We start from the raw sequence: 16,631 nt of genomic DNA on the forward strand, positions 1-16,631 counted from the left end.
TAGCCTGTTGGAGCTGCTTCCTCATGGAAGGTGTAAGTACCTGGGGCCAAGTTGAGATCTTTAGACTTACCAGCTTCTGAAGTCCAGCTTTCTACGGCTGTGCCTTCTGCCTTATCGCCTTTGTAGATCTTAATCTCTGCACCAGCGATTTCTGTTCCACCAAGGCTAACCTTGCTGAAGGTAATCTTACGTGGAAGGTCATCGTCTTTGTCGGTTACAGTTACTGTTGAGCCATTTGTAACGACTTTGTTTTCTTCACCTTTAGAGTCTTTCTCACCAACATTTGTCACTTCCACTGTGCCATCATGTTTGACTTGGAAAGTGATGTCCGTTACTTTGAGGTAACCAGTTGGAGCGGCTTCCTCATGGAAGGTGTAAGTACCTGGGGCCAAGCTCAATTCTTTAGACTTACCAGCTTCTGATGTCCAGCTTTCTACGGCTGTGCCTTCTGCCTTATCGCCCTTGTAGATCTTGATTTGAGCGCCTGCGATTTCTGTTCCACCAAGGCTAACCTTGCTGAAGGTAATCTTACGTGGAAGGTCATCATCTTTATCAGTTACAGTTACAGTTGAACCGTTTGTGGCAACTTTGTTGTCTTCACCCTTAGAGTCTTTCTCACCAACGTTTGTCACTTCCACTGTGCCATCATGTTTGACTTGGAAAGTGATGTCGGTTACTTTGAGGTATCCGGTTGGAGCGGCTTCCTCATGGAAGGTGTAAGTACCTGGTGCCAAGTTGAGGTCTTTAGACTTACCAGCTTCTGAAGTCCAGCTTTCTACGGCTGTACCTTCTGCCTTGTCGCCCTTGTAGATCTTGATTTGTGCGCCCGCGATTTCTGTTCCACCAAGGCTAACCTTGCTGAAGGTAATCTTACGTGGTTGGTCATCGTCTTTGTCGGTTACAGTTACAGTTGAGCCGTTGGTAACGACTTTGTTTTCTTCACCCTTAGAGTCTTTTTCACCAACGTTGGTCACTTCCACTGTGCCATCATGTTTGACTTGGAAAGTGATGTCGGTTACTTTGAGGTAACCAGTTGGAGCGGCTTCCTCATGGAAGGTGTAAGTGCCAGGTGCCAAGTTCAAGTCTTTAGACTTACCAGCTTCTGAAGTCCAGCTTTCTACAGCTGTGCCTTCTGCCTTGTCGCCCTTGTAGATCTTGATTTGTGCACCAGCGATTTCTGTTCCACCAAGGCTAACCTTGCTGAAGGTAATCTTACGTGGAAGGTCATCGTCTTTATCGGTTACAGTTACTGTTGAGCCGTTGGTTACGACTTTGTTCTCTTCACCTTTAGAGTCTTTTTCACCAACATTTGTCACTTCCACTGTGCCGTCATGTTTGACTTGGAAAGTGATATCGGTTACTTTGAGGTAGCCTGTTGGAGCTGCTTCCTCATGGAAGGTGTAAGTACCTGGGGCCAAGTTGAGATCTTTAGACTTACCAGCTTCTGAAGTCCAGCTTTCTACAGCTGTACCTTCTGCCTTATCGCCCTTGTAGATCTTGATTTGTGCACCAGCGATTTCTGTTCCACCAAGGTTAACTTTACTGAAAGTAATGGCTTTTGGACTATCATCGTCTTTATCCGTTACTGTAACAGTTGAGCCGTTGGTTACGACTTTGTTTTCTTCACCCTTAGAGTCTTTCTCACCAACGTTGGTCACTTCCACTGTGCCGTCATGTTTGACTTGGAAAGTGATGTCCGTTACTTTGAGGTAACCAGTTGGAGCGGCTTCCTCATGGAAGGTGTAAGTACCTGGGGACAAGTTCAAGTCTTTAGACTTACCAGCTTCTGAAGTCCAGCTTTCTACAGCTGTACCTTCTGCCTTATCGCCCTTGTAGATCTTGATTTGAGCACCAGCGATTTCTGTTCCACCAAGGCTAACCTTACTGAAGGTAATCTTACGTGGACTATCATCATCTTTATCAGTGACTTTGATTGTTGAACCATCGGTTACGACTGTATTGTCCTCGCCTTTAGCATCCTTAGTACCAACATTCGTCACTTTAACTGTTCCATCATAGTTAACTTGGAAAGTGATATCCGTTACTTTGAGGTATCCAGTTGGGGCTGCTTCCTCATGGAAGGTGTAAGTACCTGGGGCCAAGCTCAATTCTTTAGACTTACCAGCTTCTGAAGTCCAGCTTTCTACAGCTGTGCCTTCTGCCTTATCGCCTTTGAAGATCTTGATTTGTGCTCCTGCGATTTCAACCCCACCAAGACTAATTTTACTGAACGTGATTTTACGAGCTACATCGTCATCTTTATCAGTAACTGTCAGAGTTGAATTTTGGGCTACAACACGATTGTCTTCACCTTTAGAATCTTTTTCACCTACTTTTGTCACTTCAACAGTACCGTTAGGTTTAACTTGGAAAGTGATACCCGTTACTTTGAGGTAACCAGTTGGGGCTGCTTCCTCATGGAAAGTGTAGATGCCTGGTTCAAGATTCAGTTGCTTAGGTTGGTCAGTTGAAGTCCAGCTCTCTACAGCTGTGCCTTCTGCCTTGTCGCCCTTGTAGATCTTAATCTGTGCACCCGCGATTTCATTTCCTCCAAGATTGACTTTACTGAAGGTAATCGCCTTTGGAGTTGTATCCTCTTTGTCAGTGATTGACAAAACAGAACCAGTTGTTACGACAGTATCTGTTGTACCTTTTTTGACTATTGTAATAGAACCATCAGCATTGACCGTGAAGGTAACATCATCAACATACTGATACCCATCTGGAGCAACGGACTCTGTTAGAGTATAGGTACCAGGAGCTAATTTAATCACTTTAGAAGTATTAGCTTCTGTTGTCCAGTCTGCTACAGGTGGAGCTTCTGGTCTTACACGATCTCCGCTGTAGATTTTAAGTTCGGCACCTGGGATTTCTTTCCCATTTGGATCCACCTTTTTGAAAGTAATCTCTTTCTCAGTTGGTGTCTTTGGAGGTGTCTTCTTATTTTCAATTCGACGTTCTACAGATTTATCTGAGCCAAACTCATCTGGAGAAATTTTAATATCTTCAGTTAGTTTGTCATAGCCAAAAGGAGCCGTTACTTCACGAATTGTATAGTTGTCTCGCAACAATTTACCTACACTAGCGTTACCATCAGGACCTGTTGTCAATCGTCCAACAACAGCTTGGTTACGATCACGAATCACTTCAAAAACTGCACCTTGCAAAGGTTGGCCTGCTTCGTTTACCTTATGAATTTTAATGGTGAAAACATATCCTTCCGCAACACCACCTGCAATCTGGTAGGTACGTGTGCTGGTTGATTGTTCATTCTCACTACCATTGTAGCTCATGTTGGCTACGTTCGTGATTTCCTCACCATCGACTAGATCATAATTCGCTTTAGCTCGATACTCGATCATATAACCAAAACCATTAGTATCTCCTAAAGGAAGGGTGAAACCATCACCATTCGCATTTACCACTAGTTGGTTTTTAAAGGTTTCGGTCATATCCTGAGCATCGGACCATTTCCAGTCTCCGTTATTCCAGCTCCAGTTTACTTTATAAATACGAAAAGTATCTGGTAGGAATGTCATATTTGGAGAAGAGAAAGCATCTTTGATAGTGACATCACTGTAGTTCGCCATATTGCGGTTTACAGTAATGTTATAACGGATTACATTTTTCTCGTCATCCTTGTATTGGAAGGAACTCTTTTCAATTTTAGAGTCGTATTTCCCTGGAGGGCCGTTGTAACGGATTTTCCCTGCAGATAGAACTCTATGTCCTACAGTAATATTGACATCAATGTCTTTTTCTTCTGAAACAACATCATGGTCAACTCGAACATAGACAAAGAATTTCCCCCTAACGCCAGAATTATTCTCAACAAACTTTGTGTAAGTGAGAGTAATTGTTTTGCTAGCTGCATCTAAACGACCAGTAGCTACAAGATTGTTAGAAGCATCTCGTAATTCAATGTCTGAAGAGTTTGAAAATGCAATCTCTGATGGCAATTGAAGTGTTGTTGTATCACCTTCATGCACCGTATTATCTGGCAACACGAAATCAGCCGTAAGACGGAATTCTTGCCAAATATCCAATCCTTGCGTTAATGCTTCACCAGATTTGTTCTCAACACCAACACTAGTGATAACATCATTATACTCTGCCGCACGTACTTGCGTAAGAGGAGCAAATGATTGGAGAATAACTCCCAAACAAAGAATAAGGATCTGAATCCAAGATCTTATTTTCTTGTTCATTTAATCTTCCTTTCTTATAATATTCAGTTGTAAATGTACAATGTAATAGTAAACTAAATGATTGTCCCCAACTAATCACCATTCTCCTTTTTCAAGCGAAAATTATTAGCCACATTACATCCACATTTTATCATACTATGAAGAAAAAGGCTAGAACTATCAAGCAAATTTTTATAAAAAAAATCCAATTTTTTCTTATCGTTTGAAATCGACTTTTTCACATCCGTATATTAACCGCTTTGTGTCTTTTCTTCTCCTATCATCGAAACAAAATCTGGTATATTTTACCGCCATTTTTTAAAAAATAAGTTCACCTCGTTTTGGATACCAGATAGTGTTTTTATCATTTTGGTTATCTGATTTCACAAACGTTAAATTGCTCTTTAGAGAATACTTCTACCCATTAAAAAGACCAGGATTCCCTGGTCTTTCTGAGATACATTTAGAAGAAATACTTATTCATTCTAGTCTTCTTTTTTACCTTTAGTGGCCACTAGACCTGCACTCAAACCAAGAAGAGCTAAACCTGCTGCTAGAGCTGCTTGACTTGCTGCACTTCCTGTATTTGGTAACTGTTCTTCTTGAGCTTGACTAGCTTCACTTGAGGAGATTTCTTTTGTATCTGCTTTTTCTGATACTCGTGGTTTTGTAGATTCTTGAGGTACTGGTTTAGTTGTTTCACTAGCCGTACCAACTTCTACAATGCGATCTTGAGCCATGACTTTATCATAGCTTTCTTTTTCAGTTCGCTTGCCATTTTCAACCTCGATCAAGTGAACACGGATACCTTTTTGACCTTCTTGGAGAACACGAGTTTGACCTACTGGAAGCTGATCATTCCTTTGTTCCTGAACCTTGAAATCAATTGTTTCTTCTTCGATTACAAGTTCTGGTCTGTTAAGGACTAGGTTTTTCACTTCATCTTCTGGAAGAGAAGTTCCTGGTTTTGTTCCAACTTCTACTATACGATCTTGAGCAGCGACTTTATCGTAAGTTTCTTTAAGATGACGTTTTCCATTTTCCACTTCGATCAAGTGAACACGGATACCTTTTTGACCTTCTTGGAGAACACGAGTTTGACCCACTGGAAGCTGATCATTCTTTTGTTCCTGAACCTTGAAGTCGATGGTTTCTTCTTCGATTACAAGTTCTGGTCTGTTAAGGACAAGGTTTTTCACTTCATCTTCTGGAAGGGAGGTTCCTGGTTTGGTTCCAACCAAGACGATGCGGTCTGTCGGTGCCTCTACCACTTCGCGAAGTTTTTCTTCCTTACTTCCATCAGGATTAATCGCTGTAAAGATACGTTCTTTACCAACTTTTCCTTCTTGTTCTACACGAGTTTCTCCTAGATACAGCGTTGAATCCTTTTTCTCAACTGTCTTGTAGGCCAAATCTTTTTCAACAAATTCGAGTTTTGGAAGTTCTTCTTGTACAGCAGCAACTGTCTTCTCAGAAACTGGTTTTTCCTTGGTCAACTGGATACGGTATTCCTTGACTTGTTTTCCACTTTCTGAAACAAGACGAACAAGTACTGGAAGGCTATCGTCTCCGCTATCTACAACTGTTGAAGCTACTTGATTGCTTTCTTCGACTGAGACTTTTGGACGTTGACCTTTATAGGTGATTTGGTAGTCTTGACGATCTTCAGCGAAGCCAGAAAGCTCTTTTCCATCTACAAGAATTTTTGATTGGGTACTTTCTTGAGGCAATTCACTCGGTGCAAGGAAGGTCATCTCAATCATCGCAACACCGCTCTTGTCAGCTTTACGATCCATACGCCATCTCATGGCTTTGGCTTTGACAGCTTTAAATGTTACGTTGATTTCATCACCAGCTGCAATGTCTTTGTCCGCACGATAAGGCACAGCTTCCCAGTTTTCTGGATTGTTAAATGGATGGGCTGCATCGTAGGCTTGGTAGTTTGAATAGTAGGTAGGCACTTCAAACTCTGGACCGACATAGCGTTCTAAAACGAGTTTAGATGGTGCATCCGTACCACTATCTGCAAAGAAGTGAAGTTTGGCTTGAGCAACAGTCCGTTCGACAATCTTACCATTTTCACGGAAGATTACACCTGCTGATACTTCTGGATTAGAAGATGGTGTTGGAGACCAGTTTGTCCAACGACGATTTTCTGAATGATTTCCGTCATTGAGATAGTCCACACGGTCATGGGAGTTTCTATCAATGTCGTTAGTGGCTGAAGCAAAGGCGCGGTTACTATTTTCATCATACTCTGGGTTATTTGATAGAGCTTCACCAAGTTTGTCTGTCACTCGTACAGTGAACTCAGCAACAAGATCACTACCTAGGACATGGCCTCGAACGGTAAATTGACCTGCTTTTGTCAGATTTTCTGCTGGAACTTCTTCCCATTCAACTGCCAAGTCTTTTGTTTCGTAACCATCTTTACCTGTGAAGTAAACAGGAACCTTAGTTGGCAATTCAAGTGGTTGTCCTACTTGTAGCAAGCGAGCTTGTTTGACCGCGGCAACTGGTTTACGAGAGAGCAAGTCTTTATTGCTTGTAAAGTGTAGACGGTATTCTCCTAGGATATCACCATTTTCAGCTTTCGCGATAACACGAACTGGCTCACCTTCACGAACGCTTGGAACGACGGTAGCGAGACCATTGTTGCTAACACTTGCTGTTACTGCAGGAACTTTTCCATCTACAGACTCAAGGTAGTAGTCTGTCAAATCTGGGTTAAAGTTTGCTAAGTCTTTACCGTCAACTTGGATTCTTGTTTGTCCTTGTTTAGCTGCCGCAACTTGTTTCGCAAAAATTTGTACTTCTGTGATAGACGTTCCTTTCTTGCTATCAAGTCGAACCATACGAATGCGAACCGCATAGGTCTCAACTTTATCAAAGCTGAAATGATTCATTTCTCCAGCTTTTAATTGAGCTGGTGCTTTGAGATTGCTTACCTCTTTCCAGTTTGCAGGATCATTAAAGGCATGGTTTTCCTCACCTACAAAGCTAGGGTTTTTAGGGGCTGTTGGAACGGTCTTACCGACATAATATTCAATCACATAAGACTTCGGTACACCAACTCCGTGGTCTTCGTGGAATCCGACACTTAGATTATCAACTGAACGTTTGCTCAAAATACCTGAATCTCCGAATAGGACACCAACTGAAGCTTCTGGATTAGTACGGTTCCAGTTTGTCCAACGGTTAGCTGGGCGATCATTAAAGGAAATCAATTTATCGTTGACGTTTGAAACAGGATCAGTTGGATTTGAGTCTGAAGCAAAGGCCAGTGGCAATTCTGAACCGGTCCATTGGTCAGAAATATTTGCTCCCTTCTCAGTTTGAGCAGATACGCGAACATGAAGTTTAGTTGTTAATTGCGTACCTTCTAGGCGACCATTAACTGTAAAGACACCTTCCTTGGCGTATTGCTCTGTACGAATCGCATCCCAAGTAACCTTAGCTGATGAAACGTGGCCATTTGAATCGTAGGTACGAACGCTTTCTGGTAATTGTGGTGCTTCTGCGATTGGAGTTGTCACACTGACTTCTTCAACTGAAACGATGCCTTCTACAGATACTTTAGCACGCGCTTCAAGGTCAATTCCTTCAACTTTACCTAGTACTTCAAATGTTTGATAGGAGTCAAGTTTTTCTTTCGGAATAGATTGCCAAGTGACTTTATGAGTTTTAGGGAAACCTTTGTCATACTCAACCGTTACTGTTGTTGGAAGAGTAGGTTCTTGATGCAAGTCTGTCACTACATTTACTGGACGGATAGATTGCGCAACCTTCGTCTCAGTATTGGCTTGGATAGTGAGTTCAACTTGGCCTTTAGCTCCCTCATATTCTGCTTTGAGAGTGACTGTTCCTGGCTTATGCAACTCAAGCATTCCTTTACGAACTGCGACTTCCCCTTCACCACTTGTAGAGAAGGTCACCTTATCTGCTGGTAGAACTGCTTGTGTTCCGTCTTGATAGTGTGCAAGGACAGACAATTTCACTGTTTGGTCTTCTTTAAGACCGTCAGCTTGCTCTACTTGTAAGCTCAAGTGGTCAATTTTTGGTGCTTCTTCAAGGAATTGAATTGCATATGTTTGAAGAGGTCCACCATCTTTTGGTTGAACATAGATGCTTGCACGCATGCCGTTTGCTGCACTTGCTTGGACTACAGTAACATCCGCATTTTCAGCACTTGCTACAACTTCTGGCAAGGATGCACCGTAAGCAAGAGTTCGATATTGCATTGGATTTTGAGTAGTAAGACCAGTGACAGATTCGCCACCAACCGTTACAGTTGGTACTGCAGGTGCCACAGGATTACCTTCTTCTACCACAAGGGTAGCGTGAATAGTCTCACCACCCAGTTGACCAGTCATTTGAATACGTGATCCTGCAACTGACAGTTTAGCTTTATCTGCTTCCGAAATCTCCCACTTATCAACTTCGTATTCTTGTACGCTTCCATCCGTAACAGCAATAGAAACGTATTTGTCAACAGCGCTCAAGTCTGTTCCTGGAGCAACACGCTTAACAGTTGGAAGCTCATTTGCGATTGCTAGAATTTCGACACGGGCCTCAACTTCGCGTCCGTCTGCCATACCTTTAACAGTCACAACTCCTGCTTGGCTCACATCAACTGAAGACCAAGTTACTGGACGTTTTTCACGACTGCCATCACTGTAGATAAAACCGACTGTCTTCGGCATTTTTGGCTCTTTCTCAATAACAGTACGTACTTTTGGTACTTCTGTTCCGAGAACGGTCTTTTCTTGGTCTTCTTTTTTACCAGTAAAGACCGTTACTTGACCAGATTTCAAGAGATCTGAATGGGCTGTTAGAGTGAATTTACCTGCTTGCTCAGTTGATTTAACAATGGCAACCCCTTTACCGTTAAAGGCTCTGCGGATCCAAGAACCATCAGGTTGTGCCTTGTAGCGTTCACGGCTGGCTTGTTCCCCATTATCAACACCGACCAGTTGACCTTGTCCATGCAATTGGAAACGAACCAAATTATTGGCAGTTGGTACCACATTTCCTTCACTATCTACGATTTCGTAGTAGATGTAGGTCAAGTCTTTTCCATCTGCTGCGATTGCGTGTTCTTCCTTGACGAGGCGAACACCTGCTGGTTGGCCTGCCGTCGTGATCTTATCACGTGCAATTTCTTTTCCAGCTTCATCGCGAGCTACAGCTTCTAAAGTACCTGGTTGGTACGCAACCTTCCATTCAAGATAGAGTTCCTTAGCATTGGCACCTTCTTGGTAAGTGCGGCCATCACTGGTTTGTTTCTTGTTGAACTTCTTAACTCCAAGAGATTGACCATTTAAGAACAATTCTACACTTGCAGCATTAGAGTAAGCGCGAACTGGAATCTTTCCTTGTGCATCTTCTACTTTAGAGGCCAAGTCTCTATTCTCCCAGTTCCAGTGAGGAAGAAGGTGAACCATTGGTTTCTTCTTGACAGAAACCCATTGGCTTTGGTAGAGATAAAAGTCATTTTTTGGAATACCGGCTGTATCTACGATACCAAAATAAGAGCTCTTAACGGGAGTTTGGTTTTGGTTGTGCCATGGTGTAGGTTCACCGATATAGTCCGTACCTGTCCAGATAAACTGTCCAGCATAGCCAGCGTTGTCACGGTCAAAGGTCCATGAAGCGGTTGCCGTTTTACCCCAACCAACACGATCATTTCCATAATCTGACTGTTCATAGTTACGATAAGCTTGGTTGCTATGTACCAATTCTTGTTCAGGACGATAATAGCTACCGCGTGTACGGGTTGCTGAAGATGTTTCTGAACCATAAATCAACCAGTTTGGATGTTTCGCACGAAGTTTCTTGTAGTTGTCTTCTGAGTAGTTGAAACCAACCGCATCCAGTTCATTAGCAATCTTCTCATGATCACCACTACCATCACCAAAGCGGAACTTATCTGCTCCCATAGTAACATAACGTGTAGTATCAACATCTTTAATCACTTTTACTAAGCGTTTAACCGTTGCAAGAGAGTGAGCATTACCATTGGCTTCACCGATTTCGTTTCCGATAGACCACATGAAGACAGCTGGGTTGTTTTTATCTCTTTCGACCATGGTACGAAGATCATAGTCAGACCATTTTTCACCTTTTCTAGCTTCTGGGTGAGTAGCGTCTTTTTCAAAGAAACGTCCGTAGTCATAAGGTTTCTTACCACCATACCAAGTATCAAAGGCCTCTTCCTGAACCAGCAAACCAAGTTCTGCTGCGATTTGCAAGGTCTGTGGACTTGCAGGGTTATGAGTTGTACGGATGGCGTTAACGCCCATCTCCTTCATTTGTTTGAGACGACGGTATTCTGCCTTATAGTTTTCTTCTGCTCCAAGCGCTCCGTGGTCATGGTGCAAGGAAACACCATGGAATTTAATGCGTTCACCATTCAAAGAGAAACCTTCATTTGGAGTCCAATGATAGTAACGGTAACCAAACAAATCTTTCTTAGCATCCACCAATTGACCATCACGGTAAACACGTGTAATCAATTCGTACAAGGCAGGTTTGTCATTTAAAACAGTCCAGAGTTTTGGTTGTTCAACTTCTAAGATCGCATCTAGGCTTGTTGATTCATGTGCTTTCAAGGTACGGCTCGCTGTACGAACCAAACCTGTTACAGCCTGACCACCACGTTCAACGATTTGATACTCTGCCACCAGTTCATGGTCTTTATCATCTGTATTGACGATTTTGCTGGCTACATGAGTTTCAACCTTACCATGTTGCTGTTGTTCTAGCTTTGGTGTTAAGATGGTTGTCCCATTCTTCTCAACATGAACTTTATCTGTCATTTGCAAGGTCACATCACGGTAGATACCGCTACCTGAATACCAACGGCTACTTGGTTGTTTGTTGACAGCATGGACAGCAATCACATTCTCACGGCCATCTTTGTGAAGGTATTTAGTAATATCGTATGAGAACTGGTTATAACCATTTGGATAATGTCCCACTAACTGGCCATTGACATAGACTTGAGAGTCCATGTAGACACCATCAAAGGTCACTCGAACATTTTTCTTGAGATCTTTTTCATCAAGTTTAAAGGTCTTGCGATACCAAGCTTCACCACCATTGAGCTGTCCACCCTCGTTTTGAGCAGGTGACTGATGGTCAAAATCATTAAAGATACTCCAGTCATGTGGAAGATCTAATTTTTGCCATGTTGATACGTCGGCATCTGATTTCACAGCTTCTTTAGGGTTCGCATTGAGTTTAAAGTGCCAATTTTGATTAAAATTCACTTTTCTATCTTCAATCATTTGATTCACTTCTTCATTTGTCGCAGCTTTCAACTCTTCCTTGACAGGCTTTTCTTGACTTGAAGCTTGAGATTCTACCTTTGGAGCTGTTTCTTCAGGTTTTAGAGATGCTTTCTCCTCTTTTGGAGCTACAGGTTCCTCTTCTTTCACCTCTGGTTTGCTTGCTTCAATTGGAGCAGCTTGACTTTGGTCGACACTTGCAGCATCCTTGTGCTCTGTTACAGCTTGATTTTCTTTTTCCTCCACTGCCGGACTTTCCTCTTTTGCTTGTTCAACAGTGTGAGTAATTGGAGTTTCATCCGCGAAAACTGGTGATTCTCCAATGACACTTCCTCCAAATAGAACCGCACAGGTTCCAATCATGACAGAGCAAGCGCCTACGGCAAACTTACGAATGCTGTAGACTCTTTTACGATTCCAATGGCCTTTTTCCATAAAATCCTCCTTTGGTAACCGCTTCCATTTATTTGTAAGCGTATTACTTTTTCATAGCCTTTTACCCTTATTTTATAAAATAATATAGGAAATTTCAATACCCTAAACACAAAAAATCATATTTTTGATTGTTTTTTCTAAAATTTGTAGAAGACTCAAAAAAAGTGAATGTAGATTTAGAACAAAAACAAACAAATTTTTGACACTCAGTTAAATAGTATAAAAAAAGTTCCTTTTGTAAGGAACTCCTTTTACTTATAATTAAAGATCCCCCCAGCCAACTTATCAGCTAGCTTGGGAAAGAGGGTATAAAACTTATGGGCTAGGTTCAACAAAACTGGGAGATTGAGTTCCCGTTTGTTTTTTCCTATGATTTTGACAATCTTTCTAGCGACTACATCTGGTTCTAAGAGAAAGCGGTCAACCGACTTGAGGTAGCTCCCATCTGGGTCAGCCTGATCAAAAAAGGCAGTACGAATCGGTCCTGGATTAACCGTCGTTAGATAGACACCATAGGGCATGAGTTCGAGGCGCAGCGCATTTGAAAATCCAATAGCCGCAAACTTTGTCGCTGAGTAAAGACTAGACTTGCTAGTCGCTATCAAACCTGCCATGCTGACGATATTGATGATATGCCCTTTTCGGTTCTCCTTCATTCGCGCCGCAAGGCGACGAGAAAGGTTCATCAGGGCAAAGGTATTGACCTCAAACATCTGGTGAATGTCTTGATCAGAGATCTGGTCGAAATCTTCAAAAATTCCATAACCAGCATTGTTAATCAAAACATCAATCTTGCCATAACGGAGATAGAGGTCAGCTACCAGAGCTTCTAGGGCTGAGTCATCAGTAATGTCGATTTCAATCCATTCCACATTAGGATTATTTCCATATAGTTGTGCTAGTTTTTCCTTGTTTCTACCTAGTAAGATGAGTTGGTCATTTGGCAAGAGTTTGACCATTTCTTGGGCTAAGCCACCACTAGCACCTGTAATGAGAATTGTTCGCATACTTATCCTTTTTCAATCTTTTAGATTTTCACTTCTTCCAAGTCTTTAACCACATGGACATTTTCAAAAACAGTTGCCGCATCTTTCTTGAGCTGACTGATATCTTTTGAGAGGAAACGAGCACTGATATGATTGAGCAAGAGGCGTTTAGCACCGGCTTCTGCTGCTACTTGTGCTGCCTGCATATTAGTTGAGTGACCGTGGTTGCGGGCAATCTTCTCATCACCCTTACCATAAGTCGACTCATGGACAAGAACATCTGCATTGACAGCTAGACGCACACTGGCATTGGTCTTTCTAGTGTCACCAAGTATGGTGATAATCTTACCAGGACGGGGCGCTGAGATATAGTCTGCTGCCTTGATTTCAGTGCCGTCTTCTAAGACAACATCCTGACCGTTTTTAATTTTTCCAAAGAGCGGTCCGAACGGAACGCCAGCAGCCTTGAGTTTTTCAGCATCTAAGGTTCCTTCTAAGTCCTTTTGCATGACACGATAACCAACACAGAAAATAGTGTGGTCCAACTCCTCTGCATACACAGTAAATTTATCGGTCTCAAAGATTCTCCCTAGAGAATCTTGGTCAAATTCATGGAAATGAATCTTATAGGGCAGGCGTGAACCTGACACACGAAGACTGGTTAAGACAAAGGACTTAATCCCTTGAGGTCCATAGATGTCCAAATCTGTCTGCTCTTCATTGGCCTGAAAGGCACGGCTAGAAAGAAATCCTGGCAATCCAAAGATATGGTCTCCATGCAAGTGAGTGATAAAGATTTTGCTAACCTTACGTGGTCGGATTGTAGTTTCCAGAATGCGATTTTGCGTTCCTTCTCCACAGTCAAAGAGCCAAACCTCGTTAATCTCATCCAAGAGTTTCAAGGCAAGACTTGAAACGTTGCGGGCTTTGGAGGGCTGACCAGCCCCTGTTCCTAAAAATTGAATATCCATTCGATACTTCCTAATTAATCAATATATAACATAGCAGTACGGTTTTCCGATCGGAAATAGCACTTGCCAGAAAAAGCTCTAGCTTCTTGCAGTAAATCCTCTTGGCTATAGCCTTTGAGACGTTTGCGACCATCAGCTAAACTTTCCAAATCAGTCAAAGCTGTGAGACTTTTTACGCTAACAACTTCCTCGTCCCCGACAGACTTCAAGTAAATCTTTCCAGACTCTTCAAAGACCAACTGATGAGGGAAAATCTGAGCAATTTCAAAGAGCAAGTCAGCTGTGATTGCTTCCTCAGTTTCTGAGAATATCCTTCCCAGTCCTTCACTCTCATAGCAAAATCCAAAAGATTTGCCAGATAAATTAAGACGAATAAAAGGCTTATTTTCAAAGGTGAAACTTGGATCAGCATTGTAGAGATTCAGTTCATGACTGACTTCTAAAAAATAATCCGTCGCAGCTTCAGGACTCTTTTTCTGGTAGAGTTCAGCAAAGTAGGCATTGACTACACTCGGAGGAGGTGTGATGAGAGCCAACTGCTCTTGCTCTGTTTTGCCAGCTAGAAGTTGATCCAGATAGACCTTATCCAAACTTGTATAACCCCCATACTTTAGAGCCAAGGTTTTAATATCAGTCATAAAATTCCTCTAACCTCCATTTGTTTTTCTCGGAAATGTAGCCTGTAATCACTTCTCCATCATCTTGGTAGTCACGATCTTCAAGAATCGCTACACTTTCCAAATCATGAATCTTGTAGGACTTAGAAAAAGGCACCCGTAGAGTAAAGGCTTCAAAAATCTCCTTGATTTTTTCTAAAAATAAAGCCTGCAACTGCTCACGGCTATCCTCAGACTTGGCAGAAATGAGGGCATAAGGCGTTTGAGTAGGCGTAAAATCCTCCACCAAATCCGCTTTATTGTAAAGAGTCAAGCGAGGAATATCCTCCATATCCAAGTCTTTCATAATGGACAGGACTGTTTTTTCATGCTCCTCGTGATAAGGATTGCTGGCATCGATGACATGAACCAAAAGATCCACATGCTTGCTTTCTTCCAAAGTTGACTTGAAACTGGACACCAATTCAGTTGGCAAATCCTGGATAAAACCAACCGTATCAGTCAAGGTAACCTGAAGATTGCCCCCAAGATGGATACTCTTTGTCGTCGCATCCAGGGTCGCAAACAGCTCGTCTGCTTCGTACTGGGTCTTACTGGTTAAGCTGTTCATGATAGTTGATTTCCCAGCATTGGTGTAGCCAATCAAGCCAATCTTAAAGGTGCTTGACTCCAAGCGTTTTTCTCTGACTGTCGCCCGATTTTTCTCTACCACCTTGAGCTGGCGTTCGATATCTGTGATTTGATTGCGAACACTACGACGGTTCAGTTCCAACTGACTCTCACCTGGACCACGGGAACCAATTCCCCCTGCCTGACGGCTGAGCATTATCCCCTGACCAACCAAGCGAGGCAAGAGATATTTGAGCTGGGCTAGGTGGACTTGGAGTTTCCCTTCATGGCTTCGAGCCCGCATAGCAAAGATATCCAAAATCAACTGCATACGGTCAATGACCTTGACACCCAGAACTTCCTCTAGATTGACATTTTGCCGTGGTGTCAGACGGTTGTTGACAATGACAGTAGTAATTTCCTCAGCATCCACCATGAGCGCAATTTCTTCCAACTTACCAGATCCGACAAAAGTCTTGGAGTCATACTTTTCACGTTTTTGCCTGTAGCTATCTACAACGACTGCTCCAGCAGTCTTAGCCAGACTGGCCAGCTCTTCCATGGAGAGGTCAAAATTATCCATGCCTTGTAGCTCAACACCAATTAGCAGGACTCGTTCCTCTTTTTTCTCTGTTTCAATCATGTAAAAACTCCTCAATCTGACTTAGAATGCGGTCCTTCACGCCAGACTCTCCGATCTGATAAAAGGTGACCTGCATGCGATTACGGAACCAGGTCAACTGACGCTTAGCAAAACGACGAGTCGCCTGCTTGAGACTCTCGCTTGCTTCCTCTAAAGTCTGCTCCCCACGGAAATAAGGAAAGAGTTCCTTGTAACCAATGCCTTTAGCTGCCTGCACATCTGGATAATGGTCAAAGAGCCACTTGGCCTCATCCAAAAGCCCAGCCTCAAACATCAGATCTACTCGGCGATTGATACGTTCATAAAGCTGACTGCGTTCATCATCCAAGCAGATAATCAAAGGTTCATAAGGACTTTCCTGATTTTCCAAATCCTGACCAAAATGGGCAATCTCCAAGGCACGCATAGCACGACGACGGTTAAACTGGGGAATTTCAAGACCTGCTTGCTCCACAAGATGGGCTAATTCCTCATCTGAATAAGGCTCCAAACTAGCCCGATAAGCTACAATCTCCTCATGAGGTGTTTCCCCACCTAGATGGTAGCCTTCTAACAAGCTCTGGATATAAAGCCCAGTCCCACCAGCGATAATGGCTAGCTTGCCACGGCTTTGAATATTCTCAATAGCCTTCTTAGCTTCTGAAACAAAATCAAAAGCCGAGTAAGACTCGGTCACCTCTCTGACATCAATCAAATGATGAGGAACAGCTGCTTGCTCCTCTGGGCTAGCCTTGGCCGTCCCAATATCTAGCCTTCTGTATACTTGCTGACTGTCACCGCTGACCACCTCTCCACCAAAGCGCTTAGCTACTTCAATAGCAAGGGCTGTTTTCCCAACAGCAGTCGGTCCAACAATCACAATTATTTTTGTTTTCATCTTTTTTCCTTGAAAAA

7 protein-coding genes are annotated in these 16,631 nt (G+C 42.7%); all 7 read right to left on the reverse strand.

What is annotated here, in order from left to right; genetic code table 11:
* Window positions 1-4,208: SpaA isopeptide-forming pilin-related protein (locus B7720_RS00250; RefSeq protein WP_084855924.1), on the reverse strand; the 4,208-nt coding region annotated here is incomplete at its 3' end.
* A gap of 464 nt (window positions 4,209-4,672) precedes the next feature.
* Window positions 4,673-11,911, reverse strand: a complete 7,239-nt coding sequence (gene bgaA / locus B7720_RS00255; protein ID WP_084855926.1) for an LPXTG-anchored adhesin/beta-galactosidase BgaA — start codon at window positions 11,909-11,911, stop codon at window positions 4,673-4,675.
* A gap of 251 nt (window positions 11,912-12,162) precedes the next feature.
* Window positions 12,163-12,918, reverse strand: a complete 756-nt coding sequence (locus B7720_RS00260) for an SDR family NAD(P)-dependent oxidoreductase (RefSeq protein WP_084855929.1) — start codon at window positions 12,916-12,918, stop codon at window positions 12,163-12,165.
* 20 nt (window positions 12,919-12,938) lie between these two features.
* Window positions 12,939-13,868 (reverse strand): ribonuclease Z, encoded by a 930-nt coding sequence (rnz, locus tag B7720_RS00265; protein WP_084855931.1) that lies wholly within the window; start codon window positions 13,866-13,868, stop codon window positions 12,939-12,941.
* 14 nt (window positions 13,869-13,882) lie between these two features.
* Complete coding sequence (locus B7720_RS00270; RefSeq protein WP_084855933.1) at window positions 13,883-14,506, reverse strand: cystathionine beta-lyase; 624 nt, start codon at window positions 14,504-14,506, stop codon at window positions 13,883-13,885.
* Window positions 14,499-15,737 (reverse strand): GTPase HflX, encoded by a 1,239-nt coding sequence (gene hflX, locus B7720_RS00275; protein WP_084855935.1) that lies wholly within the window; start codon window positions 15,735-15,737, stop codon window positions 14,499-14,501. The genes B7720_RS00270 and hflX overlap by 8 nt, the downstream gene beginning before the upstream one ends.
* Window positions 15,730-16,614, reverse strand: a complete 885-nt coding sequence (miaA, locus tag B7720_RS00280) for a tRNA (adenosine(37)-N6)-dimethylallyltransferase MiaA (protein WP_084855937.1) — start codon at window positions 16,612-16,614, stop codon at window positions 15,730-15,732. Before miaA ends, hflX begins: the two co-directional genes overlap by 8 nt.
* Window positions 16,615-16,631: the final 17 nt, after the last annotated feature.

Source organism: Streptococcus oralis subsp. oralis, assembly GCF_002096455.1.
In the GTDB taxonomy this organism is placed as follows: Bacteria; Bacillota; Bacilli; order Lactobacillales; family Streptococcaceae; genus Streptococcus; species Streptococcus oralis_CY.

What these genes read in the sequence shown, in the direction of transcription:
- bgaA (WP_084855926.1), bottom strand. Translation starts at nt 11,911, where the DNA reads ATGGAAAAAGGCCATTGGAATCGTAAAAGAGTCTACAGCATTCGTAAG.
- B7720_RS00260 (WP_084855929.1), bottom strand. Translation starts at nt 12,918, where the DNA reads ATGCGAACAATTCTCATTACAGGTGCTAGTGGTGGCTTAGCCCAAGAA.
- rnz (WP_084855931.1), bottom strand. Translation starts at nt 13,868, where the DNA reads ATGGATATTCAATTTTTAGGAACAGGGGCTGGTCAGCCCTCCAAAGCC.
- B7720_RS00270 (WP_084855933.1), bottom strand. Translation starts at nt 14,506, where the DNA reads ATGACTGATATTAAAACCTTGGCTCTAAAGTATGGGGGTTATACAAGT.
- hflX (WP_084855935.1), bottom strand. Translation starts at nt 15,737, where the DNA reads ATGATTGAAACAGAGAAAAAAGAGGAACGAGTCCTGCTAATTGGTGTT.
- miaA (WP_084855937.1), bottom strand. Translation starts at nt 16,614, where the DNA reads ATGAAAACAAAAATAATTGTGATTGTTGGACCGACTGCTGTTGGGAAA.